Source organism: Paenibacillus sp. B46(2026), assembly GCF_056786355.1.
This window is the reverse complement of the sequence record NZ_CM165907.1, coordinates 828044-853248: the sequence shown is the minus strand read 5'-3', so window position 1 is coordinate 853248 and position 25205 is coordinate 828044. Positions and strand designations below refer to the sequence as shown.

19 protein-coding genes are annotated in these 25205 nt (G+C 47.7%); 1 reads left to right on the top strand and 18 read right to left on the bottom strand.

The annotated features are described in order from the left end of the window. Window positions 1-376: 376 nt before the first annotated feature. Window positions 377-3520, bottom strand: coding sequence for a stalk domain-containing protein (locus AC1S8V_RS03975; RefSeq protein WP_482072517.1), 3144 nt, complete (start codon window positions 3518-3520; stop codon window positions 377-379). 316 nt (window positions 3521-3836) lie between these two features. Here AC1S8V_RS03975 and AC1S8V_RS03970 point away from each other — a divergent pair, with 316 nt between their 5' ends. Beyond that, the gene (locus tag AC1S8V_RS03970) at window positions 3837-4805 is read left to right on the top strand and encodes a hypothetical protein (protein WP_482072516.1); all 969 of its coding nucleotides are present in this window, start codon (window positions 3837-3839) and stop codon (window positions 4803-4805) included. Between the two features lie 149 nt (window positions 4806-4954). Here the strand turns inward: AC1S8V_RS03970 and AC1S8V_RS03965 are convergent, their stop codons facing one another. The 17 genes from AC1S8V_RS03965 to AC1S8V_RS03885 all read right to left on the bottom strand — a co-directional run bounded on the left by AC1S8V_RS03965 (window position 4955) and on the right by AC1S8V_RS03885 (window position 25188). After that, window positions 4955-5557, bottom strand: coding sequence for a GNAT family N-acetyltransferase (locus tag AC1S8V_RS03965; RefSeq protein ID WP_482072515.1), 603 nt, complete (start codon window positions 5555-5557; stop codon window positions 4955-4957). Beyond that, window positions 5557-6849: a threonine ammonia-lyase IlvA gene (gene ilvA, locus AC1S8V_RS03960; protein ID WP_482072514.1), complete on the bottom strand. Its 1293-nt coding sequence runs from the start codon at window positions 6847-6849 to the stop codon at window positions 5557-5559. Before ilvA ends, AC1S8V_RS03965 begins: the two co-directional genes overlap by 1 nt. Window positions 6850-7102: 253 nt before the next feature. Continuing rightward, window positions 7103-7993: an alpha/beta fold hydrolase gene (locus AC1S8V_RS03955; protein ID WP_482072513.1), complete on the bottom strand. Its 891-nt coding sequence runs from the start codon at window positions 7991-7993 to the stop codon at window positions 7103-7105. Window positions 7994-8317: 324 nt separating this feature from the next. Further along, window positions 8318-8923, bottom strand: a complete 606-nt coding sequence (locus tag AC1S8V_RS03950; protein ID WP_482074380.1) for an alpha/beta hydrolase — start codon at window positions 8921-8923, stop codon at window positions 8318-8320. A 14-nt stretch (window positions 8924-8937) separates the two neighbouring features. Continuing rightward, complete coding sequence (locus AC1S8V_RS03945; RefSeq protein WP_482072512.1) at window positions 8938-9888, bottom strand: ring-cleaving dioxygenase; 951 nt, start codon at window positions 9886-9888, stop codon at window positions 8938-8940. Between the two features lie 252 nt (window positions 9889-10140). Further along, a complete protein-coding gene (locus AC1S8V_RS03940) occupies window positions 10141-11223 on the bottom strand; it encodes a hemolysin family protein (protein WP_482072511.1) in 1083 nt (360 codons plus the stop codon). A 244-nt stretch (window positions 11224-11467) separates the two neighbouring features. Next, a complete protein-coding gene (locus AC1S8V_RS03935) occupies window positions 11468-12805 on the bottom strand; it encodes a hemolysin family protein (protein WP_482072510.1) in 1338 nt (445 codons plus the stop codon). 717 nt (window positions 12806-13522) lie between these two features. After that, on the bottom strand, window positions 13523-14788 hold the full coding sequence (gene purD, locus AC1S8V_RS03930; RefSeq protein WP_482072509.1) for a phosphoribosylamine--glycine ligase: 1266 nt from the start codon (window positions 14786-14788) through the stop codon (window positions 13523-13525). 130 nt (window positions 14789-14918) lie between these two features. After that, window positions 14919-16466, bottom strand: a complete 1548-nt coding sequence (gene purH / locus AC1S8V_RS03925; protein ID WP_482072508.1) for a bifunctional phosphoribosylaminoimidazolecarboxamide formyltransferase/IMP cyclohydrolase — start codon at window positions 16464-16466, stop codon at window positions 14919-14921. A gap of 333 nt (window positions 16467-16799) precedes the next feature. Then, window positions 16800-17417 carry a phosphoribosylglycinamide formyltransferase gene (gene purN, locus AC1S8V_RS03920; RefSeq protein ID WP_482072507.1) on the bottom strand — a complete coding sequence of 206 codons (618 nt, stop codon included), beginning with the start codon at window positions 17415-17417 and terminating at the stop codon, window positions 16800-16802. Beyond that, window positions 17417-18457, bottom strand: a complete 1041-nt coding sequence (gene purM / locus AC1S8V_RS03915) for a phosphoribosylformylglycinamidine cyclo-ligase (protein WP_076329579.1) — start codon at window positions 18455-18457, stop codon at window positions 17417-17419. Before purM ends, purN begins: the two co-directional genes overlap by 1 nt. A 158-nt stretch (window positions 18458-18615) precedes the next feature. Continuing rightward, complete coding sequence (locus AC1S8V_RS03910; protein WP_482072506.1) at window positions 18616-19104, bottom strand: immunity 26/phosphotriesterase HocA family protein; 489 nt, start codon at window positions 19102-19104, stop codon at window positions 18616-18618. A gap of 9 nt (window positions 19105-19113) precedes the next feature. Next, a complete protein-coding gene (gene purF, locus AC1S8V_RS03905; protein WP_482072505.1) occupies window positions 19114-20592 on the bottom strand; it encodes an amidophosphoribosyltransferase in 1479 nt (492 codons plus the stop codon). After that, entirely contained in the window at window positions 20577-22820 is a 2244-nt protein-coding gene (gene purL / locus AC1S8V_RS03900) for a phosphoribosylformylglycinamidine synthase subunit PurL (RefSeq protein WP_482072504.1), read from the bottom strand. Before purL ends, purF begins: the two co-directional genes overlap by 16 nt. Further along, window positions 22798-23487: a phosphoribosylformylglycinamidine synthase subunit PurQ gene (gene purQ / locus AC1S8V_RS03895; RefSeq protein WP_036606071.1), complete on the bottom strand. Its 690-nt coding sequence runs from the start codon at window positions 23485-23487 to the stop codon at window positions 22798-22800. Before purQ ends, purL begins: the two co-directional genes overlap by 23 nt. A 4-nt stretch (window positions 23488-23491) precedes the next feature. Continuing rightward, complete coding sequence (gene purS / locus AC1S8V_RS03890; protein ID WP_017690695.1) at window positions 23492-23737, bottom strand: phosphoribosylformylglycinamidine synthase subunit PurS; 246 nt, start codon at window positions 23735-23737, stop codon at window positions 23492-23494. Window positions 23738-24315: 578 nt separating this feature from the next. Next, window positions 24316-25188 (bottom strand): phosphoribosylaminoimidazolesuccinocarboxamide synthase, encoded by an 873-nt coding sequence (locus AC1S8V_RS03885; protein ID WP_482072503.1) that lies wholly within the window; start codon window positions 25186-25188, stop codon window positions 24316-24318. Between the last annotated feature and the right edge of the window lie 17 nt (window positions 25189-25205).

Here is a 25205-nt window from a genome sequence, read left to right as displayed (position 1 = left end):
CTTCCCTTTATTATCCATTATTTGTTCCCAATGTAACAATGGTCTTAGGAACCTTTTTGGCGACAAGATTTTCAAAATGGATTATAAAAATAAAAAAACTCCCTTCTCTTTGGAAAGGGAGTCTACATTGTTACTTTACTGAATAATAGATGGTTCTTCTTTGAGTGGCCGTTCCGGTCACGGATCGTTCTTCCGATCGCTGTTGTCTCCAAATTTTCTTGATTAACCTCTAAAAGGTAGAAATTCGGAGACAAAGGCGAGCGCTGCCGCTTCTTCAGAATCGATTCCGTCCCCTTCACTACAACTGTCACTTATCCAAACGATGTATGCATCCAAACGTTAAACTTGTTTTTTTAGGGGGATCTCCAGCAGATGCTTAAATACCACTACCACCAGAGGCACTTGCACCGGTATCCGGATTGGAGGATGTACCCGTATTGTTGCTTCCCTGATCAGTACCAGAAGAAGCTGGCGGAATGGTCAAAACTCCTTCAGAAGTAACGGATGTATTTATCGTTAAATCACTCGCCACTGCGACTACCAAGACTTTGTATTTTCCCGCTCCAAAAGCTGCATCATCTGAATCCTTGGCTGTAATATCCACTGTTGCTGTCCATGGAGCAGTCCCCGTACTTACTGTGGCTAGAACTTTACCAGAAGTACCTGTACCGTTCCCTTCTTTAACAATGTACACATCGTAACGAGCAATACCTGCTTCATTAGTTGGCTTAATGAAACCTATATTAATTGAATTTCCATTTAAAGATGCACTCACATCCGTTACCTTCTCGACAGGTGTTGGTGCCTGTTTTTTAGCGTTAATTGTGAAAGCAGGGGAAAAAGACATATTGGATTCCCGTTTACTATCTGATGATTCGGATAGGATAACCACCTTGTATGAAACTCCTGCTTTGATATCATTACCATTGCTATCCTTCAATGAAAGCGGCAAGTCTGTCGGACTAGTAGTAACAACTGTTGCAAAACTTGAATTTGCAGTTGTTTTGGCTGCATTCAGATCAAATGCCGTTGCAGCAGGTACAACCATTAGCACATACCGCTTAATGCCGGTCTCGGTACCAGGCTTCGTAAATGTAACTGTTACATCAGTTACGTTGCCTGCGGCTTGCGATGCATCTTTCACAGTTGCCGCTACTTTGCTCACCGCCTCTACAGCTGTATTGGAAGTCAATGTAAGTACACCGGAAGGAGAAGACAATGCATTTGGCAGAGATCCGTTGTTATTCACAGCCATCACGTAAACTCGATAGCCCACATCGTTACGGATCAAGTCACCATCCACTGTTCTCGAACCATTAGATAAAGTAATCGTCTGATTATTTCCCGTTCTACTTACATACGTATAATTTGAGCTATTCACCGCATTGGCTGCGTTCAGATTGAAGCTGCCTGCATTTGCATTTTTCACCACAAACACCCGATAGTGATTCACATTTGTCTCATCTGCGGATTTAGTGAACGTCACACGCAGATCACGTCCATCTCCAGTATCACCGATGTCCATTGCAGTCACACTGCTCGGAGCGGTTACAGCAGCGTTTACCCACAATGTAATCTGTGAAGAGTAAGAAGACAATGCGTTCTGACTGGAGTTTCCGCTATTACTCACAGAAAGGACAAACACACGATACGCATTACCATTAGAGATTCTATACCCATTCGTATCTACCCCATTAGAAGGTAGGGTTACGGACAAGTTGCCACCCGTTTTGTTCACTTGTGTGTAATTGTTCGATGCATTAGCTGCACTCAGTGTAAAGTTACCTGCACTATTGGAACGTACAACATATACCCGATATGCAGAGATTCTGGATTCATCCGCAGCCTTGTTGAATGAAACCCGCAGATCACGCCCATCACCGTAGTCGCTGATATCCGCAACAGCCAGGTTACTGATGACTCCCGCATTACCGTTCGTTGTCAATCTCAGCACAGTGGAGGAAGCTGACAGCGCATTGGTGTATCCATTCTGCTGGTTGCCCACCGCCATCACAAAGATGCGATAATCTTGCAGATTCGTTACATTATAACCACTTGTGTCCTTCATGGATGAAGGCAATGTTGTTGTAATGTTGTTACCTGTTTTGTTCACCGTATAGTACAGACTGGAGGACAGGTTGCTTGCTGTCGTCAGATTGAAGCTGCTGGCAACCGAGTTACGCACCACGAAGACACGGTAGTTCGCCACCTTGGACTCATCCGATGAACGGTTGAAGCTCACCTGAATATCACGACCATCTCCATAATCCGAGTTGTCTCTCACCTGTGTAATCACTGGAGACGTTGCTGTGTTCACCGACAGCGTAAGTGAAGATGATGCTGCGGACAGCTTGCTGTCTGTCGTTGTATTTGTGCTTACCGACAGGATGTAAACAACATACGCTGTGTTACTTTTGATCAATTCGCCGGACGTATCCCGTGTCGAAGAAGTCAGCTGGCTTTTGACTGCAGCAGTGTTGCCTTTGTATATGATCGTGGAGTTTGCACTGGACACTTTGTTCGCTGCAGCCAGATTGAATGCGGAAGAGTCCTTCGCTTTAACAACAAAAGCACGATAATACGTAATGTTCGATGTCGTGCTCGGCTGCGTGAAGTTAATCTCCAGATCGCGTCCATCGCCATAGTCGCTAATATCTGCAGCACGCAGGCTTGTAACTGCCTGTACTGTGGATTTCACATTATTGAGCTTCAATGCTTGGGAAGACCAGTTCAATGCATTTTTATAATTATTGCTGCTGTTTCCAACAGTCAGTACATACAGGCGATACGTTTCATTACTATTGAGCAAATCCCCGTTCACGTCACGCGTCTGTGCATTGAGCGTCAGTTTCGGGTTGCTGCCATTCGGTGTAACAGATGTATAGTTCGCAGAAGGTACGGCAGACGCTGCCGACTCCGTGAAGCTATTCACATCGCGAGTTTTCACCAGCATAATCCGGTAAGCAGATACAGCCTTCTCTGAAGTTGGACGTGTGAAGCTCACGGTCAGGTCACGACCATCTCCATTACTTCCGGATACCGAACCATAGATGTTCCATGCAGCGTATTGTGTCTCGTCCACTGGAGGCGTTGCCGTTGTCTTGATATCTACACGCTGATTGCGCGAGTTCCAGAACACTTTCTCTCCAAAAGCTTCACTGACAAAACGAATTGGAACCATCGTGTTGCCCTTAATCGTGTTCGCAGGTACATCCAGCGAGATCGCTTCCCCGTTGATGTATGCCGTTTTGGAACCGAGTGTCAAAGTAACTTGCTGATCGTCGCGAGTTGCAACAATCGTTTTGGTTCTGTTGGTGTACTGTACCTTCGCGTCCAATCCTTCAAAAATCGACCGAAGTGGAACCAGTACACGTCCACCTTTCATGACAGGTGCCTGAGCAGATGATAACTCTGCATCATTAATATATATACTGATTCTCGCAGCTGCATCCATAACCGACGTTGGAAGTGCGGACATCAGCATGGCCGATACAGCCAGCGCTGACATGACCTTCTTCACTTGTTTTCCTCCCGCTTTCCTCATGTCCCATATCCCCATTCTCGCAATTAGTTAACATCGAAATAGATTCGCTGTTCTTTTCATTAATTCCTGTATTTTCCTATGCACAACTAAGACGTTCCGATCAGCTCAAAAGTTTCCAGTTGTACAAAAAATATTTTCGCAGAGATATCCTTCTATCTTCCACCCTCCAAAAGTTAAAAATAACAGAAGAATTTGTCACCATTCCGCAACCACATCCTGCCCCAATTGGGTTAATGTATAGTAACTAGTGAACAACGCCTATCATTTTCTCAACTACGGGAGGTTCATATTTATGACATCATCGTTCCAATCTGCCAAACGTAAAGGCATGCGCATCTTCATTACAGCCACCGCCATCGTCTTGCTGCTCCAAACGGGTGTAGCTCCATTATCCGGAGTCGCTGCTGCCGCATCTTCCAGTACAGATACCAAAGTTACAACTGCCAGTTCAACAACGATATATAAAACATTTCAATCCATGCTCTACAAAAAGAACGGCTTGCCTGCCGCGGATACCTATCTCGAATCCCATATCAATCAAGTCACCACTCATCATGCAACCCTGATGGTCTTACAACTGGAGAATGCCCGCAACAAGGCGCTAACAGCCATGACGGACCGCTTACTCGTACCTAATGTTCAGGACAAGATGATCAAGACCTACAAGTGGAATGACAGCTTCACCAAACTAATGTCCCGCACCACCGACACCAGTCTGCGTGCACTGCTCCAGCAGGCACGGGATAGCGGTTATCGCCTGGTCATGCTCGAAGGCTCCCTCTATCCGATCATGAATTATATGTCTTTTCAGAAATATATCTCGTACGTGAAGCCAGACATCAAACAATACATCAATATCATGGCGGTCGAAACCAGTAACCTTGCCGCCGATGATGGTGCACTGGTCATTGGCTATCAGGAGATACTCAATCGTGCTTTGAATCAGGAACGATTCCTGAATGAATATCCCAAGTCCAATCGGGTACAACAAGTGAAAAACCTGATGAATAACTATACCTTGTATACGTTTTATGGCCTGAACAATACGCCTTTATTTGACTATGAAACGAACAAAATGACAGTCAATGCCCAGAAAGGTTACAAAGCTGTCTTACAACGCAACTCATCCGAAGATAGTGCCTTCCTGACCAAGCTCGAAAAGTTCATGGACATCGTAACCGAAGCCCGATTCGAGAAAACGGCTGCTGTACAGAAATGGCTGGAGCAGAACGTCCCGGCCAGCGATTATGCTAACTATTAAGGTACTCTGTTCCCAAGGTTAGAATCAGGGTCTAGTTCAGGCTAAGTTCCAACAGATCACCACGACAAAAAACCGCCGCAGGAGTCGCTCCTGTGGCGGTTTCTACTTGCTCTATCATCAAAACTGACTTAACCCGTCAGTTCCCTGCACTATTGAATCGGTTTGACCATATGATTATACTCATGTCCTGCGATGACAATCACATCGTCTTTGACATATCCCTGCCGTTCATAGAGCATTAGCGCACGGCCATTGTCCCGTTCTACAATCAGGGATACCTGAGAGTGACCCAGCTCTCTGCCCTGCTGCTCAAAAGCAGCCATCAGTGCACGGCCGATGCCCTGCCCCTGATAAGCTTCACTTACCGAGAGAGTATCCAGATAATACTCCCCCGGACGGGTTTCTTTGACTAAAATATACTTCTCATCCCGGCTGCGTCCAGGGCGATTCAGAATCGGCTGATCCAGACGATCTGCTTCACCGCCATCATAGGCTACGAGAATCCCCGCAATCAGCCCATCCTGCTCCATCACCGTCACATGACGATAGCTAATCCGGTTGTCTTCCTGTACATAGAACGCCTCCAAAATTTGCATCGCCTTCTCATGATCCGCCTCACCCGCAAGCGCGTAAGCAATGTCCCCTATCGCCTGATACAACAATGGAATGACCTGATTTGCATCTTCTATGCGCGCAGGTCTGATCAGAGGAGATGTTTCTTGGTGATCTGATTGCTTCTTGGAATCATTCATCAGATTAACATGTTGAACAGATTCAGATTTTTGTTCAGCTCGGTATAGGCGATACCTTTGCGATTCATACGTTCAATGAGCGGGTGGTAATCTTCCTTGTACATCAGCTCGATGCCCACCAAGGCAGGGCCATTTTCCTTATCATGCTTTTTCGTATATTCAAACCGGGTGATATCATCATTTTTCCCTAGAACTTCCTCCAGGAATTCACGTAAAGCTCCTGCACGCTGCGGGAAATTAACCATGAAATAATACTTCAGCCCTTCATAGATCAGGGAACGTTCCTTGATCTCCTGCATCCGGTCGATATCGTTGTTCCCGCCACTAATTACGCAGACCACCGTCTTGCCCACGATTTGCTCACGATACTGCTCGAGCGCCGCAACAGCCAAGGAACCTGCAGGCTCGACTACAATTGCATTTTCATTATATAACTCCAGAATGGTCGTGCAGGCTTTGCCTTCTGGTACTTTCACAATGTCATCCAGTATATTATTGCAGATATCAAAGGTGAGATCACCAACCCGTTTCACCGCGGCACCATCCACGAATTTATCAATATCATCCAGTGTAACAACCTGTTTGCGGAACATCGCCTCACTCATGGAAGCTGCCCCAAGTGGCTCAACACCAATGATGCGTGTCTCTGGACTCACGGTCTTCATGTAGGTTCCCACGCCAGCTGCCAGCCCTCCGCCGCCAATCGTCACGAATACGTAGTCGGCATTCTCATCGAGACTTTCCATGATTTCCATCGCTACCGTACCATTACCTGCAATAATTTTTGGTTGATCAAAAGGATGGATGAACGTCATGCCCTGTTCGTCACATGCACGCATTGCCTCTGCATAAGCATCGTCATAGGTATCCCCGATCAGCACCACTTCGACGTTGCTGCCACCAAAGCGACGTACCTGCTTCACCTTCTGGTTCGGCGTTGTACTCGGCATGAAGATTTTGCCGTTAATTCCGAGCGCATTACAGCTAAAAGCAACACCTTGAGCATGGTTGCCTGCACTCGCACAGACAATACCTTTCTCCATCTCGGCTGGTGTCAGACTGCGAATCATATTATAGGCGCCCCGAATCTTGAACGAGCGCACCACTTGAAGATCTTCCCTTTTCAGATACACATTACAGTTATATTTGGCCGACAATACAGCATCCCGCTGCAACGGCGTTCTTACAATGACCTCACGCAGCACATGATGTGCGCGCACGATATCTTCCATGCCAACACTGGCACGACCGGGACTTGTGGTTCCCGTTGGTTCTTGTTCAACTGGTTTCATGTTGTCTCCACACTCCGCTTTTATGGTCTATATAAGTTGAACTAAAGTTTATTTACACTGACACTACGATGACAGAATAACCCTCCAATCGCTGTTATCCCCAGATTTTTTCGATTCCCTTTTCCAAGGGAAAAATCCGGTGATAAAGGCGAACGCTTCGCTTTTTCGAGTTCTTTCTGTCCTCTCCGTTATCGTGTAGATCATTAATTCAACTTATCTAGCAATGTCGCGCACTGCTTTTCTTTGTATTGTATCACTTTTGTTCTGTTCTTGCGCCTGAGCTCTTATCATTTATCATTCGTAAAATTTCATCAATAATGACCTGAGGGTCTGTATACATAACCATATGTCCCGATTGACCCGCCCCAATCCATCTCGCATTGGATAGCTGGCTCACCGTCTGGCGATGCGCCGTGATGAGGGCAGGTCTGATTTTCGCCTCTCCCTTGCCCGGTTTCGTACCCGAGATCACGCTGACTTCCAGATCACCCAGAGCCGGAGGATGTTCCAGCAGCGCTGCCATGTCATTCAGAAATGTTTTGCTTTCCGCAAGCATCGTGCTGGCTGCCTGTACAGTGAAATCCTCCTTGAGGTGATCCGCCGCCACATCGTCAGGCTGAACGCGTCCAGCCTTGCTGCCGAGCAACCGGTATAAGCCCGTTCTCGCCATGATTGGAATGAGGAAACCATTGAGAGCAAAACTCTTTTTGGCCGTGTTCGAAAAATACAATTCACAATGCTCGTCTGATGGATCAACCAGAATAATACCTCGTAATCGAGACCGATGTGCAGCCGCAGCAGCCCGTACAATCGGACCTCCCCAGCTATGTCCAACCAGAATGAATGGGCCCGAACCAAGAGCCGTCAGCAGATCCCCTAGATCTCCTGCAATGCGTTCAAGACTGCGCGGAGTCGAGTCGACGTCACTTCGTCCTGCGCCTGCCCTATCATACACGACTGTGCGTACATGCTCAGCAATGGCAGGTGCAACCAGTCCCCAGTTCGATCTGGAGGCGCCCATGCCGGACTCAAACACCACCGTCAGATCTCCTGTTCCCCTGGACATATAATGTAGTTTGCGACCATCGCGGGTCTGCACAAACGCACTTGAGCCAAACGTATGTGAGCTAGGGTTAGGATCCATGTTCCCCTCCTGATTACATGCATAGTCATCTTTCGCCGAATCTAATTGAAAATGATTATCAATTACTTCATTATAGAATAATCCATGCTTTACGACAACCATATTGCTTCATCAAGTTAAAGGAGTTCTGTCGCCTCTGTCACGTTGCAAGGATCATCCCCCTTCCCATCGTTCCGTTCCCCCTCCTTGTTCCTTGTGCAAAAAGAAAACCCAATCCATAATCGGATCGGGTAACTGTTCCAGCCACTAAATAAAAAGGAGAAACAGCCCGATCTTCACGATCAGGCTGTCTCTACCTGTTTCATAACCGTCTATCCACCCGACTTACGCCTGTGTCTTAAACCAGGCTGCCGCGCCCTCTGCCTCGGTACGCGTTAACTGATGACCCTGACGCTCCCAATGCATGTTTACATCGGCACCCGCACCGCTGAGCAGCGATGCGAGTTCCTCCGTTTCACGTCTTGGTACAATTGGATCGTTCTCTCCTGCACCGATGAACACAGGTAGACCTTTCAGATCCGGCAATTCCAGTCCGCGCAGCGGTACCATCGGATGATGCAGAATTGCACCTTTGAATACATCCGCTTGATGGAAGATCAGGCTTACCGCAATGTTGGCACCGTTAGAGTAACCCAGTGCATATACGTTGGACCGATCGAAACCATACTCCACCGCAGCTGCATCTACAAAAGATCCCAGCTCTGCCGTACGAGCAATCAGATCCTCTTCATCGAAAATACCTTCGGCCAAACGGCGGAAGAAACGGGGCATCCCGTTCTCCGATACGTTCCCCCGCACCCCAAGTATGCCAGCTCCTGGTGCGATCATCTCCGCCAGACCTACCAGATCATTCTCGGTTCCACCTGTACCATGAAGCAACAGGATTGTTGGCGCATCCGGCTGGGCACCTGCTTTATAGATATGTTTCATTGTACTGGTTGTGGTCATGATTTGGACTCTCCTTTCCATTCACGTACTTCAATTCGTGGCAACAATTGTTCAATCTGCTCGCGCTGTGGTTCATACCATTCAGGCAACATCAGTTTCTCGCCCATGCTCTCTTCTGGTTCATCCCGTGCAAATCCCGGAGGATCCGTAGCCAGTTCGAACAGTATACCACCCGGCTCCCGGAAATACACAGCGTTGAAGTATTGACGGTCAATGACCGGCGTTGGATGATATCCGGATTGTTCTAGGTCCTGCTGAATTTGTTCATGCTCCGCGTAATCTTTGGCACGCCATGCAATATGGTGGACTGTCCCGGCTCCGCCAATCCCACGTTGGATGCCTGTAGACTGAATATCGATGATCTGACCAATATCGCCGCTTGCCTGAAGACGAAGGAGTCCGTTCTCTTCACCGACCTGCTCCAGACCCAGTTTGCTCACCAATACGTCCATGGTTTTCTCAGGAACGTGGCTGAACAATACGGCTCCGCCAAATCCTTTGATGGCATGCTCCGGTGTCACACCGTTAAAAGTCCAGTTGCTTGGCTGACCACCTTCGCGCTCAACCAGTTCAAGCAGCAGACCGCCTTTGTCGAAGAAACGAATGTACTGCTCACCGAATCTGGTTTTATTTTCATATGGAATGTCGAAGGAAGCAAGACGTTCTTTCCAGAAAGGCAGGCTTCCTACAGGAACCGCATATACGGTAACTCCAGTCTGACCGGAACCAATGACACCTCTTCTTGAATTTTGCTGTGGGAAAAAGGTAATGATTGTGCCCGGTGCACCCTGCTCATTCCCGTAATACAAGTGATACACATCTGGTGCATCAAAGTTGATTGTTTTTTTCACCAGTCTGAGCGCCAACACACCTGCGTAAAAATCAACGTTTTTCTGTGCATCGTCTACAAAAGCTGTAATGTGATGAATTCCTGAAGTTCTGAACATAATATCCACTCCCTTGGTTTTAGTTGTATCATAGGTTGTTTTTGCTTCTTTTATTTATTGCTTTTCGTTATTTATCTTTAAATTAAGATTCTTTAAATTTATATTAATCCATTGGACTGAATTATGCAAGCATTTATTTTAAAATTAAGATTTATTACAAAAAAGCAGGCCCCGATCACATCGGGAACCTGCTTAGCTTTAGAACGATTATGTTGCTTCGTTATTCTTGTATCACATTTGTATCACTGCTTCTTAAACCAATTTCATTCTTTTTGGTGGATTCACCAAATCTTTGTGCTCGTATTCATCCTTGATATCTCCGACAATCTCTTCAAGGATATCCTCCATCGTAACCATACCTACCGTAGCACCTGCCTCGTTTTCCACGGTTGCAATGTGTACACGGCTTTGCTGCATCTGGATCAGCACATCCTTGATTGGAGAACGCTCGGAGAAACTCGGCGTATTGTGAACAAAGGTCTCCATATTGAAGTCTCTGCCCGCAGCCACACTCGTCAGCATTTCTTTCGTGTTAATGAAGCCAACAAAATGAGCCTGATCCCCATTCGCAATAACAGGGTATCTCGTGTATTCGTGTTGATTCAGCATCTCAATGATCTGATCAAGCGGCATTTCTTTATTTAAGGTAACGATTTTATCTCTTGGAATCATGATTTCCTGAAGCAGACGCTCATCAAAAGCAAAAATGTTTTTGAGATAGTCCAGCTCCGTCTGGTTGATCTCGCCACTCTCATAGCTCTGTGCCATAATCAGCTTCAGCTCTTCTTCCGAGTGAACGGTATCATGCCCGGCAGGTTTTACACCGAATATGCCAAGCAACAGACGAGCAGCTCCATTCAATGCATAGATGAACGGATTCATGATTTTACCGAACCAGTACAGTGGTGGTGCCAGCAACAGCGTCATTCTCTCTGCAAACTGGATCGCCAGTGTTTTCGGTGCCAATTCACCAATAACCACATGCAGGAACGTAATGATCGCCAGAGCGATACCGTAGGAAAGCACGGTAGACAACGCCGCTGGCACTTCCAGTCGCTCAAACAGCGGATGCAGCATTTTCTCAACGGTAGGTTCACCCAGAGCTCCCAATACCAGCGCCGTGATGGTAATCCCCAATTGACACGCAGACAGATAATAATCCAGGTTGTGCGCCACTTTTTTGGCCAGTACTGCCTTTTTGTTACCTTCCGAGATCAATTGATCGATTCGGGACATCCGTACTTTAAGAATTGCAAATTCGGCTCCAACGAAAAAGGCTGTCAGACCTATAAATACGGCTACTAAAAATAAATTCAAGGCTATTATTCCGTCCAATGATTTCCCTCAGGTTGAGGGATTCACCTCCAAGTAAAATTTATATTAAGGTTGCACGAGTGACGTTCCGGTGACGGCTCGTTCTTCCGATCGCCATTGCCTCCAAATTTTCCTGATTGTTGTTTTCAAAGGTTTAAAATTGGTTTGCAAACGCGAACGCTACGCTTCTTCAGAATCGATTCCGTCCCCTACACTGCTACGTTGCCAAAAAACATTTAAATTTTCAAAAGATTTCCGCGCAAGATCACGCAAGATCGCTTGTAGCTTCCTCAACCTGCGCACCGCTCACTCGTTCCAGAAGAACTTGCTTGATGTGATAGTTCTCGGTATCGACAACGGTCCAGACATAATCACCGTGTTCTACCGTATCGCCTTTTTCCACACCTACACCCTTCTGGTACTGAATCCATCCAGCAACGGTATCCATCTCTTCATTTCCTTCAAAGATAAGTCCGAACTGCCGCTCCACTTCATCCAAAAGTACCCGGCCGTTGATGAGATATTGATTCTCTCCGGTCTCCTGAATATCGGCCACCTCATCGGCATCGAATTCATCACGAATCTCACCGACAAGCTCCTCCAGAATATCCTCCATCGTAATGATTCCCGAGGTACCGCCGTATTCATCCACGACCACGGCCATGTGTACACGTTCCTGCTGCATTTTAATCATCGCATCCTGAATACGTGTAACTTCGGAAACGAACGGGATCTCACGAACGAACTCGCTCAGCTGATACGATCTCGCAGCAACCATGTCAGGCAAAATCTTTTTCACATTCACAACGCCGATAATGCGGTCCTTGTCCCCATCCTCGATGACAGGGTAACGTGAATAGTTATGTTCATCCAATATAGGAATAATATCGTCATAGGTCATATCCTGATCTAATGTCACCAGTTCCGTACGCGGCACCATGATGTCTTTGGCATCACGTTCATCAAACACAAATACATTTTCCAGATATGAAAGCTTGGTCTTGTTGTTCTCGTCCCCTTCATAACTCTGGTTCATGATGATCTTGATCTCATCCTCCGAGTAGGCTTGATCATGTTCAGCAGGCTTCACACCGAAGCCCCGTAAAAGAACTCGTGAGGCTCCATTGAGCGCCCAGATGAACGGATACATGATTTTACCAAACCAGTATAACGATGGGGAGAGCATCAACGTCAGTTTTTCTGAAAACTGAATTGCCAGCGTTTTGGGTGCCATCTCACCAACAACCACATGCAAGAACGTGACGAGGATAAAAGCAATCGCATAGGAAGCAATTGATGAGATTGAAGCAGGTACGTCTAAATAATTGAATACCGGATATAACAATCTCTCAACCGTCGGTTTTCCGAGTGCACCAAGTCCCAATGCGGTGACCGTAATACCGAGCTGACAGGCTGACAGATAATAATCCAGGTCCGAGACAACTTTTTTGGCTAATACAGCCTTTTTATTGCCTTCCGCGACCAGTTGATCCACTCTTGATGTACGAATTTTGACTACAGCGAACTCCGATGCTACGAAAAATGCAGTCAATGCAATCAAGATAATAAGTAAAGCGATATTCAATATGGTAATTATGTCCAATGATTTCCCCGGTTCTCAGGGATTCACCTCCAGAGATAGTTACAGCGTGATCCGTTAACTACGTTAACCATTCATCCGCTGTTTGTCGTTCATTGTCGTTCATCATGGCGTATGCCTTATATGAAATCGAATAATGATCCTATTTGTATATGTCGTACGTGTTTGACCTTGTAAAACCAAAACAGGAATTCAAGATGAAGTCAATGACTTGCAGAAACTTCTTCATTCAAATCGGGTTGCCCCTCATGCTGTCAATTGTTCCTCGCTCAACTCCACCTAGATTCGCCATTTGGACAATTTACAATATCGCCTACCCAATAGATATCCACCTCCCCTCTTACTCATTCCTGTTTCCGAAAAGTATACCATGTTTCCCTCTCAACCATCCAGTTGCACGTCATGGTTTGGAACAAGGTTACAGTATAATGTTCACAAATTAGTCTCTAAGTATGTTACACACTCTATATAATATGATTGATATTACCTCATAATGTGATATTGTTCACATGTTTAGTATAGTCCAATTTATAAAAATACTACCCCTTACTTTAGGACATTAAACAACATGCCTAAACACCCAGATTTAATCCTGTTTTGTACCTTCCCTACAAGGACAAGTCCGGCCATTTACACAAGATACATCTATATACGTAGCAAAGAGCCCGCAGGATGCAAATACCTTTCCGGTACACATCTTTGCGGGCTCTTGTATTCATTCTATACCAGTGCTTTGGCAGCAATATCCGTCCGCTGATGTTTACCATCAAAATGGATACGCTCCGCCTGTTCATAGGCTTTGTTTCTAGCTTCGGCGATATCCGCACCAAGGCCAACTACGCCCAGAATCCGTCCACCATTGGTGACCCACTCTCCTGCTTCACTACGCGCTGTACCTGCGTGGAATACCACGGCATCTTGCACTTGATCGAGTCCTTCAATGACTACGCCTTTGGCATAAGGACCCGGGTAACCTCCTGAAGCAAGCACCACACATACTGCAGCTTCATCGCTCCATTCAATCTCAATATCAGCCAGCTTGCCATGAACGGTTGCCCAGAAGATATCAAACAAGTCACTCTTCAGGCGTGGCAATACAACCTGTGTTTCCGGATCACCAAAACGTGCGTTGAACTCAATCGTTTTGGGTTTACCATCTGGTGAAATCATCAGTCCGGCAAACAATACACCCTGGAATGGACGCCCCTCGGACACCATCGCTTTGGCCGTTGGTTTAATGATCGTCTCCACGGCTTCCTCAATAATAGAAGCAGGGATATGTGGCAAAGGTGAGTATGTACCCATACCGCCTGTGTTTGGCCCTTGGTCGTTGTCGAATACAGGTTTGTGATCCTGTGCTGCCGCCATCGGACGAACGGTCTCCCCATCGACAAAAGCCAGAATGGACATTTCCTGCCCTGCGAGGAATTCCTCGATAATCACTTTGGCTCCTGCTTCACCAAATACCTTCTCCACCATGATACTGCGAAGTGCCTGATCAGCCTCTTCACGCGAATAAGCTACCGTCACACCTTTGCCCGCTGCCAGTCCATCTGCTTTGATGACAACCGGAATTGCTTGCTCATTCAGGTATGTTTGAGCCTGTTCGTAGTTGTCGAATTTTTCATAGGCTGCGGTTGGAATGTTGTATTTGTGCAGCAGGTCCTTCATGAACGTTTTACTTCCTTCGATCTCTGCTGCATTACGACGGGGTCCGAATACCGGAATACCTGTCGAATCAAATGCATCCACAATCCCATCCGCCAGCGGATCATCCGGACCAATAACCACCAGACCCACTTTAAGCTCTACAGCAAGAGCCGTTAGTTTATCAAATTCATTTACCGCAATGGCATGACACTCAGCGAGCTGAGCAATACCTGCATTTCCCGGTGCACAGTGAATCTTGTCTACCTTTGGACTCTTTGCCAGTGCCCAGATGATTGCATGTTCCCGGCCACCGCCGCCTACTACCAGAATATCCATTCGTTCTGTTCCCCCTCTGTGCATAACTGGATTTGTTACGCTATCGCGTGTTAAAAAAACTAAAAAAGAGGAGGTGTACCATAAGTCATAAGTATGACTGGCGACACCCCTTATTTAAACCTTTTTCGTTCTAGTGTTTGAAGTGACGAACGCCTGTGAAGACCATGGCAATTCCATATTCATTGGCTACTTTGATGGATTCTTCATCTTTGATCGAACCACCAGGTTGAATCACCGCTGTAATTCCGGCTTTTGCTGCCAGTTCCAGCGTATCCCCCATTGGGAAGAACGCATCGGATGCCAGAATAGCACCTTTTGCTTGCTCGCCCGCTTGCTCAATCGCAATTTTGGCTGCACCCACACGATTCATTTGTCCAGCGCCCACACCCACCGTCATGTCATTTGCAGCAAGTACAATCGCGTTGGATTTCACGTGTTTAACTACTTTCCAGCCAAACAGCAGCTGTTTCAGTTCTTCTTCCGATGGTGCACGATCCGTTACCACGTTCAGCTCGCTCGCTTCAATGGAGTGAACATCGGACTGTTGCACGATCATGCCGCCGTCGATAGATGTTACCACGAACTGGCTCTCCCGTTTACGAGCAGCATTCAGTTCACCCGTTTTGAGCAAACGAATGTTTTTCTTCTTCGTCAGGATATCGAGTGCCTCTTGTGTAAAGTCAGGAGCAAGTACGATTTCCAGGAAAATCTCACTCAATTTGCCTGCTGTATCGCTGTCGATAATGCGGTTCGCTGCCACAATGCCACCAAAGATAGACGTTGGATCTGCAGCATATGCTTTGCTGTAGGCTTCATAGATACTTACGCCAATGCCCACGCCGCATGGGTTCATATGTTTAACCGCGACAACCGCCGGTTCTTCAAATTCTTTGACAATCTGCAATGCTGCGTTCGCATCGTTGATGTTATTGTAAGACAACTCTTTGCCATGCAATTGCTCAGCTGTTGTCAATGTATCTTGAGCAGCCAGTGGTTTGCGGTAGAACGCCGCCTGCTGGTGTGGATTTTCGCCATAACGCAAATCCTGGAGTTTTTCGTAAGTAACCGTCAGACGCTCTGGCAACGGATCACCGTTCAGGTTGGAGAGATAGTCAGAAATAACTGCATCGTAAGCCGCTGTATGGCGGAACACTTTTGCCGCAAGCCGTTTGCGAGTTTCGAGTGTGGTATCTCCATTGCTGCGAACTTCTTCAAGCACCTTGCCGTAATCTGCTGTGTCAACAACGACACTAACAAAAGCATGGTTTTTGGCAGCAGAACGAAGCATCGTTGGACCACCGATATCGATGTTCTCGATCGCGTCTTCGTAAGCTACATCCGGTTTCGCAATAGTCTCTTGGAACGGATACAGGTTCACGACAACCAGATCGATATAGCCGAGACCGAGTTCTTCCATCTGACGTGTGTGCTCTTCGTTATCACGCACAGCCAACAACCCACTATGAACTGCCGGATGCAATGTTTTGACACGTCCGTCCATGATTTCCGGGAATCCGGTCACATCCGAAATTCCGATGACAGGTACGCCTTCCTTCGACAACAGGCTGCTTGTACCTCCTGTCGAAATAATCTCCACACCCATTTGCGACAGCTCGCGGCAAAAGTCCACGATGCCTGTTTTATCCCATACGCTGACCAGCGCTCTTTTGATACTCACAATATGCTCCTCCTTTAATGTCCCATGGCTTCGCGTTTCATGACGAAACACAGCCGATTTATTTCCCGAGAAATATCACAAAATGCGTACCAATATTCGACTTCTGTTATAGAAGTTGAACCAAGATGTTTACACGGGACACTCCGATGACAGAACAACCTTCCAATCGCTGTTATCCCCAGATTTTTTGATTCCCTTTTCTTAAAGGGAAAATCCGGTGATAAAGGCGAAGCGTATGCTTCCGATGCAGCTTTCTTTCAGAAAGCTTTTAGCTTCGCTTTTTCAGGTTTTTTCTGTCCTCTCCGTTAATGTGTAAAAAATTTTCAACTTATATCAAACCGGTTTGTTAACAGTGACATGACGCCCTTCTAACTGAACCAGACCTTGAGCGAACCAGGAAACAACCTCGGGGTATAACAGCTGTTCGGCCGCATGAATGGAACGGCTGATTGACTCAGGCGTATCCTCTGGCAAAATGGGAACCGGATGCTGGGCAATAATCGGTCCAGTATCCATGCCTCCATCCACAAAATGCACGGTCACGCCCGTAACTTTCACGCCATAGTCGAGAGCCTGCCCAATTGCATCCTTTCCTGCAAATGCCGGTAGCAAGGACGGATGAATGTTAATCAACCGCCCTGCGTAACGATCCACCACAACAGAAGTCAGCAATCTCATATATCCCGCAAGAACGACCAAGTCGATCTTTTTGGATTCAAGCACTTCCACGATCTCTGCCTCATAGGCTTCACGGGAAGCATAATTTTTCGGAGTAAACAGATGACAATCCACGCCTGCGTCCTGTGCACGTTGTACAACGCGTGCAGACGTTTTATCACACACGAGCAGATCAACGGATGCTTTCAGCCCACCGTTTCGTACTGCATCGACCAATGACTGAAAGTTGGACCCTTCACCCGAGGCAAATACAGCTATGCGGTAGTTCGCCATTAAACATCCGCTCCCGTGAAGGTTACTCGCGCATCTCCTTCAGTAACACGGCCAATGATATACGCTTCTTCACCAGATGCCTTCAGTTGTTGCAGAGCTTCCGTTGCATCTGCTTCATTAACGACCAGTACAAGCCCGACACCCATGTTAAATGTGGTGAACATGTCACGGTTCGATACAGCTCCCTTTTCCTGTAACAGGTTGAAGATCGGCAGGATCGGCCAAGAGCCGTAGTCAATATCCACATTCACGTTGCTCGGCAACATACGTGGGATATTCTCGATGAAGCCGCCACCTGTAATGTGTGCCATGCCTTTTACTTTTACCTTTTCCAGCAGGGACAACAGAGGTTTAACATAGATCTTCGTAGGTTCCAACAGGGAATCACCCAGCTTACCGCCCAGTTCCGCTACTTCATCATGCAGATCAAGTCCTGCATCTTCCAACAAAAGTCTGCGTACTAGCGAGAATCCGTTACTATGCACACCGCTGGAGGCCAATCCAATCACTGTGTCGCCAGGGGCGATGGTTGTGCCGTTGATGATCTTCGCTTTGTCCACGATGCCCACCGTGAATCCGGCAATATCGTATTCACCTTCACTGTACATGCCCGGCATCTCCGCCGTCTCGCCACCGATCAATGCACAGCCTGACTGATGACAGCCTTCAGCGATTCCCGCAACAATCGCTTCGATCTTCTCCGGAATGACTTTGTCACATGCCAGATAGTCAAGGAAGAAGAGTGGTTCTGCACCCTGTACCACAATGTCGTTCACACACATGGCCACCGCGTCGATTCCGATGGTATCGTGACGGTCCATGGCAAACGCAATTTTCAGCTTGGTGCCTACACCGTCCGTACCGGATACAAGCACTGGCTCATCGTATTTATCTTTGTTCAAACCGAACAGGGCACCGAATCCACCCAGATCTGTCATCACTTCCGGACGGAAGGTACGCTTCACGTGTTTTTTCATCCGTTCAACCGCTTCATTACCTGCCGCGATATCAACGCCGGCCTTTTTATATGCTTCAGACACAACCATCACACCCTTCGTATCTTATAAAAATTGAACTAGAGTATTAACCCTTACCACTTCGATGACAGAACAACCTTCCGATCGCTGTTATCCCCAGATTTTTTCGATCCCTTTTCTAAAAGGGAAAATCCGGTGATAAAGGCGAACGCTTTGCTTCTTCAGGTTCTTTCTGCCCTCTTCGTTTTCGTGTTAATGTTAAGTCCAACCCACCTATCTTGCTCCATCTCTAACAGATGGTTTTGTACCAATTCAAACCCGGCTACACCGAGCGTATTAAACTGGCTATACTCCTCAATCTGAAGGTTTCGAATATACTCATCGCCGCAGTATAAATGTCCTGCACAATGAAATACTCTCAGTTCTTCCTTTTCGGGAGTCAAAGGCGTGTTACCCACGATCTTCCACGTTCCATTTCGGATATTGGCCGGAGAAGTGAATATGACGTTGCTTCTACGTTTCTCAAAGGAATAGAAGAGAAAATCGCCATCTTCCAACCTTTCGGTGTCGTCACGCTGAATGCTCATCACGCCGAACGAAAATGCCTTTTTGAGACTGCCTTTAAGCGCGCATACTACCTGGCATACTGCAAATCGGCCATCCTTCATCGGAATCAGAAATACATCGCCTTCGTTATAGCTCTTTTTCATCCGCATGGATTAACAGCTGCAGCCGAATTTTTCTTCGCCATTGAAGTCGAGGCGGGTTGGGTAATCATGATCAAAACATGCGAGGCATAGCCCGCCCTTATAGTCATCCTGATTATCTCCCTGAATCGATGCAATCAGTCCATCCGGACTGAGGAACGACAGGGAATCCGCATTAATTTCACGGCAAATTTCTTCCACCGACAGCTGTGAGGCGATCAATTCGCGGCTGTCAGGCGTATCGATGCCATAAAAGCACGGGTTTTTGAAAGGTGGTGATGTAATGCGTACATGAACTTCCGTTGCTCCTGCGTCACGCAGCATGTTCACGATCCGCCGGGAAGTAGTTCCCCGTACAATGGAGTCGTCAATCATGACCACACGTTTGCCCTCCACAACGCGGCGCACAGCGCTGAGCTTCATCTTCACGCCCTGCTCCCGCAATTCCTGGCTCGGCTGGATAAACGTACGTCCGGTGTATTTGTTCTTGATCATACCCATCTCGTATGGGATACCCGTTTGCTCCGCATAACCAATGGCCGCGGAAATACTGGAGTCCGGTACACCTGTGACCAGATCGGCATCCACAAACGACTCAATCGCCATCCGGCTTCCCATCCGTTTACGGGCAGCATGCTGGTTCGTACCATTCATATCACTGTCTGGACGGGCAAAGTAGATATACTCCATCGCACACAGCGCCTTGCGGTGTTTGTGATGATCGAAGCGATCCTCGTGCAGACCATCTGCATCCAGCACAAGCAGTTCACCCGGTTCAATATCACGGATCAGCTCTGCGCCGATCGTTTCCAGTGCACACGTCTCGGATGCGAAGAGATACGCATCTCCCAATTTGCCCATCGTTAACGGACGAAGACCGTGAGGATCGGAAGCCACGAGCAGCTTATCATTGGTCATAATCAGAAATGCATACCCGCCCACAATGCGTTGGAACGCCTCTTTTGCCGCTTCCACAAGCCCTTTGGAGGACCGTGCAATTAGATGCGCAATAACCTCGGTATCACTTGTTGTTTGGAAAATGGACCCGCTCTGCTCCAGCTCACGCCGGATCGTTGGTGCATTCACAATGTTTCCGTTGGTCGCTACCGCCAGATCACCATCACGGTATTTGAATACCAATGGCTGTGCGTTCGTCAGTTTACTGTCACCACTTGTTGAATACCGGACATGTCCAATAGAAATATCCCCGGTCAACGTCTGCATCAGGTCTTTGGTGAACACTTCCTTCACGAGACCCATGCCGCGATGATAGTTAAACTGGCTGCCATCACTCACACACATGCCTGCACTTTCTTCGCCCCGATGTTGCAGCGCATGCAGTCCATAATAGGAGAGCGAAGCCGCATCCGGGTGTCTATACACCCCGAACACGCCGCATTCTTCCTTCAATTTGTCGAGTCCTTCCTTGCCGGACCCTTCATTATAATAATCGCCTGTCCACAACGGTCCTGTCGTCAGTTCATGAGACATGGAATCGCATCCTCCCAGACCTGAGCCAAACCTCCTACAGGTTCGCTCACGGCTGATGTTCCGTTCAATTCAATCGTCAGGTTACTTCCTTCTACACGTCCAATCACAGCTACAGGTACACCACGCTCACGTACAAATGCTTCAAGTTTACCCGCTTGCTCTGGCGCAGCCGACAACAAGATACGGGATTGGCTCTCACTGAACAGGGCGTGATCTGCACGCAACGTCGTCTCCACATTCACCTGTGCTCCTACATTACCGCTGATACAAGACTCTGCGAGTGCAACAGCCAAGCCGCCTTCAGACAAGTCATGCGCAGAGCGAACGAGACCGGATTGAATAGCTTCCAGCACCGTGCTGAGCAACGCTTTTTCCGTTTGCAAGTTCAGTTCTGGCGGACGACCTTCCGTCTGACCATGAACCGCGTATTGCAGCTCGCTGCCACCCAGTTCAGCTTTCGTTTCACCGAGGAGGATGATGACATCACCTTCGGATTTGAATGCTTGTGTCGTGATATGATCCGTATCATGAACAAGACCTACCATACCGACAACCGGCGTTGGGTAGATGGAGCCTTTGGCGTTTTCGTTATACAGACTTACGTTACCACCAATGACCGGCGTATCCAGCACACGGCAAGCTTCTGCCATACCGTCTACCGCTTTCTCCATTTGCCAGAAAATATCCGGCTTCTCCGGGTTACCGAAGTTCAGGTTGTCCGTGATCGCCAGCGGCTCTGCACCGGAACATACAATATTACGCGCTGCTTCACTTACAGCAATCCGTCCACCAACTTCAGGATCAAGGTACACATAACGTCCATTACAGTCCGTTGTCATAGCGAGACCTTTGCGTGTGCCACGAATCGTAACTACGGCTGCATCCGAACCTGGACGAACGGCAGTGCTTGTACGCACCATGTAGTCGTATTGGTCATACACCCATTTTTTACTTGCTACGGTTGGTGAAGCCAGCACTTGTTTCAACGCTCGGCCGAGATCCGACACTTCGTCGTAACGAAGCGTGTCGATGGAAGCACTTTGCTCATAGTACGCAGGTACAGAAGAAGGTTTGTCATACACTGGACATTCATCAACCAATGCCGTTACCGGCATATCTCCGACCACTTCGCCGTGGTGGATCAATTTCAGACGACCGTCATCCGTAACTTTACCAACTTTGGCACAGATTACGCCCCAACGCTCAAAAATTTCCATCGCCTGCGCCTCATCCTTCGGCTCAACGACGAACAACATCCGTTCTTGAGACTCAGACAACATCATCTCGTAAGGCGTCATGCCTTCTTCACGCTGTGGCACCTGATCCAGATACAATTCCAGACCGTTACCCGCTTTACTTGCCATCTCTGCACTTGAACATGTCAGACCCGCAGCACCCATATCCTGAATACCGAGCACGATGCCCGTGTCGATCAATTCCAGACAGGATTCCATGACGAGTTTCTCCATAAACGGGTCACCGACCTGAACCGCTGTCCGTTGGGACTCGGATTCTTCCGTCAGTTCAACCGATGCAAAGGTTGCTCCATGAATACCATCCCGGCCTGTTGGTGGGCCCACATAGTAAACCGGGTTACCTACACCTTTAGCTACACCGCGCTGAATCTTGTCATGATCAATCAGACCCACACACATGGCATTAACCAGCGGATTGCCTTCGTAGCTTTCATCAAACATGACTTCGCCCGCAACCGTAGGAATACCGATACAGTTACCGTATCCAGCAATACCCGCTACAACATGTTCGAACAAATATTTAACGCGATCGCTCTCCAGCTTGCCGAAACGAAGGGAGTTCAACAACGCTACCGGTCTTGCGCCCATGGAGAAAATATCACGGATAATGCCGCCCACACCTGTTGCCGCACCTTGATAAGGCTCAACCGCGGAAGGATGGTTATGGCTTTCAATTTTGAATACAACGGCCTGGTTATCACCGATATCCACGATACCGGCACCTTCACCAGGTCCCATCAGGACACGTGGTCCAGTCGTTGGGAAACGGCGCAGCAATGGCTTGGAATTTTTATAAGCACAATGCTCGGACCACATTACACTGAACACACCAATTTCCGTGTAGTTTGGCTTGCGCCCCATGAACTCACAGATCAGCTCATACTCGCTGTCAGATACGCCCATTTGTGCGTAAAGTTTATGTTCTGCGACCTGTTCTGCTGTCGGTTCCTTAGCGGATAGCTGCTGCGTCATGCCGATCCCTCCATGCTTTCAAAATAGATGTAAACATACGTTTGCCGTCTTCCGAACCAAACAGTGAATCCACTGCACGCTCTGGATGCGGCATCATGCCGACCACGTTTCCAGCCTCGTTACAGACTCCCGCAATATCTCCCAGGGAACCGTTCGGGTTGGTACCATACGTAAATACGATCTGGTTATTTGCTTGCAGACTCGCGAGCGTCTCCTCGTCGCAATAATAGTTGCCTTCACCGTGCGCAATCGGGATGATAATCTCTTCGCCAGGTGCATAGTCACGTGTAAAAGGAGTATCTGCGTTCGCCACTTTCAATACCGTATCGTGACAACGGAATTTCAGGGATGTGTTGCGGATCAATGCACCTGGAAGCAATCCCGCTTCCGTCAGGATCTGGAATCCGTTGCAAATACCCAAAATATATTTACCTTGTTCGGCAGCTTTCGCTACCTCGTTCATTACCGGTGCAAAGCGGGAAATCGCTCCACAGCGCAGGTAGTCACCATAAGAGAAACCACCCGGAACTAAAATACAATCATAAGCCGATAGATCTGTAGCCGTGTGCCATACATAATCAACCTCTTGTCCAATGGCATCTTCTACTGCCTTGTAACAGTCGATGTCGCAGTTGGAGCCAGGGAACACAAGAACTGCAAATTTCATGAGATTAACCCTCCAATTCGTAGCGGTAATCTTCAACAACGGTGTTGGCCAGCAGCTTTTCACACATGACTTTCAAACGTTTCTCCGCTTCCGCACGATCTGTTGTATCCAGGTTCAGTTCCATGACTTTACCGATCCGTACACTTTCCACTTCGTTGAATCCCATGGAATGCAGGGCTCCTTGAACAGCTACGCCTTGCGGGTCGAGTACGCTTTGCTTAATAGTGACATATACGGTTGCTTTGATCATGATCCTTATGTTCCTCCTCAGTAATGAACGGGATAAATGCTTTACACTGTTAAAAAAAGTGACTTGGGGAGCTTGCTCCGGGGCGGATTGTTCTTCCGGTCGCTTGTTGTCCCCAGGTTTTTTGATTGTTTTGGCCCGCTCTGCGGTCAAAACCCAGGGACAAAGGCGAACGCTATCGCTCCTTTAAGAACAATTCCGCCCCTCCGCTAGTCCATGCGACGTTTTTTAAAGGCCTAAACCTTTTACGTTGCACGGTGTGTAATGGTCGAGACTGACCATTACGTGAAAACAGTGAATGGTCTTTAAGTTACTTTAGTAATCAGTGAATTTAATTCTCGTAATTTTTTCAGGCTTCCCCTACCTGTGGGAAGCCACCGCTCTTAATTGCCTCATCCCCCAGTTTGACACTGGCGGAGGGAAAGATTTGAGCTGGAGAAGCGTAAGCGTCGCCTTTGCAACCGGAATGTTTCCTTTTGAAAAAAGGATTCCAATCAAAACATTCCGGGGGCAACAGCGATCGAAAGCCAAACTTTCCCGCAGCCCGCTCAAACGTTAGCTTCCTCAAACGTTACAACCTATTATCTCGTTAAACGGTTATAAATATCGACGTATCTTGCAGTTGTTGCTTCAACCACCTCTTGTGGGAGTGGATCAGGTTTACTGTTCTTGTCCCAATCGGTTCCAGCGAGATAGGTTCGCACTGGCTCTTTATCCATGCTGTCGATCTCGATGTCGAGTTCATAGTTCTCTTTGGCCCAGAAGCGTGATGCATCTGGGGTGAAGATTTCGTCAATCAGGATGACCTTGCCATCCACGATGCCGAACTCGAATTTGCAGTCTGCGAGAATGATGCCACGCTGATCACAGTAATCGCGGGCGAATTCGTACAGGCGCAGGCTTTTTTCCTGAAGCTCCATTGCAAGTCCGTCTCCCACCAGTTCTTTCATGCGATCCATTGGGATGTCCTCGTCGTGACCAACATCGTTTTTGGCTGCCGGGGTGAAAATGGGAACTTCGAGCTTGGCGTTTTTACGAAGTCCATCAGGCAGCTTGATCCCGTTGACTTCACCGCTTGTCTCATATTGTCTCCATCCACCACCAGTGATGTATCCACGCACGACACATTCAATATCAATGCGTTCCGCTTTGCGGGTTACCATGATGCGGTCTTTGAGCAATTCAGGGTCTGTGATGAGATCACCCAGTTGATTCACATCGGTATGAACGACGTGGTTCTCCATCATGTCACCCGTCAGTTCGAACCAGAAGCTGCTGAGCTTATTCAGTACGTTTCCTTTCTCGGGAACTGCCGGGTCCAACACGTAATCGAATGCCGAGATTCGGTCGGTAACCACGATCAGAAAATGTTCACCCAGATCGTACAATTCACGTACTTTTCCTTTATATAACAGAGGTGCTTTAACGAGATCTGCCGCAGTGGACAGTGCCATGAGCTCACCTTCTTTCA

Excerpts from the sequence above, each read along its gene's own strand:
- AC1S8V_RS03945 (WP_482072512.1), bottom strand. The coding sequence starts at position 9,888 with ATGTTCAGAACTTCAGGAATTCATCACATTACAGCTTTTGTAGACGAT.
- AC1S8V_RS03910 (WP_482072506.1), bottom strand. The coding sequence starts at position 19,104 with ATGAAAAAGAGCTATAACGAAGGCGATGTATTTCTGATTCCGATGAAG.
- AC1S8V_RS03955 (WP_482072513.1), bottom strand. The coding sequence starts at position 7,993 with ATGGATCCTAACCCTAGCTCACATACGTTTGGCTCAAGTGCGTTTGTG.
- purS (WP_017690695.1), bottom strand. The coding sequence starts at position 23,737 with ATGATCAAAGCAACCGTATATGTCACTATTAAGCAAAGCGTACTCGAC.
- purL (WP_482072504.1), bottom strand. The coding sequence starts at position 22,820 with ATGACGCAGCAGCTATCCGCTAAGGAACCGACAGCAGAACAGGTCGCA.
- purF (WP_482072505.1), bottom strand. The coding sequence starts at position 20,592 with ATGTCTCATGAACTGACGACAGGACCGTTGTGGACAGGCGATTATTAT.
- purD (WP_482072509.1), bottom strand. The coding sequence starts at position 14,788 with ATGGATATTCTGGTAGTAGGCGGCGGTGGCCGGGAACATGCAATCATC.
- purQ (WP_036606071.1), bottom strand. The coding sequence starts at position 23,487 with ATGAAATTTGCAGTTCTTGTGTTCCCTGGCTCCAACTGCGACATCGAC.
- purN (WP_482072507.1), bottom strand. The coding sequence starts at position 17,417 with ATGGCGAACTACCGCATAGCTGTATTTGCCTCGGGTGAAGGGTCCAAC.
- AC1S8V_RS03970 (WP_482072516.1), top strand. The coding sequence starts at position 3,837 with ATGACATCATCGTTCCAATCTGCCAAACGTAAAGGCATGCGCATCTTC.
- AC1S8V_RS03965 (WP_482072515.1), bottom strand. The coding sequence starts at position 5,557 with ATGAATGATTCCAAGAAGCAATCAGATCACCAAGAAACATCTCCTCTG.
- AC1S8V_RS03950 (WP_482074380.1), bottom strand. The coding sequence starts at position 8,923 with ATGAAACATATCTATAAAGCAGGTGCCCAGCCGGATGCGCCAACAATC.
- AC1S8V_RS03885 (WP_482072503.1), bottom strand. The coding sequence starts at position 25,188 with ATGGCACTGTCCACTGCGGCAGATCTCGTTAAAGCACCTCTGTTATAT.
- ilvA (WP_482072514.1), bottom strand. The coding sequence starts at position 6,849 with ATGAAACCAGTTGAACAAGAACCAACGGGAACCACAAGTCCCGGTCGT.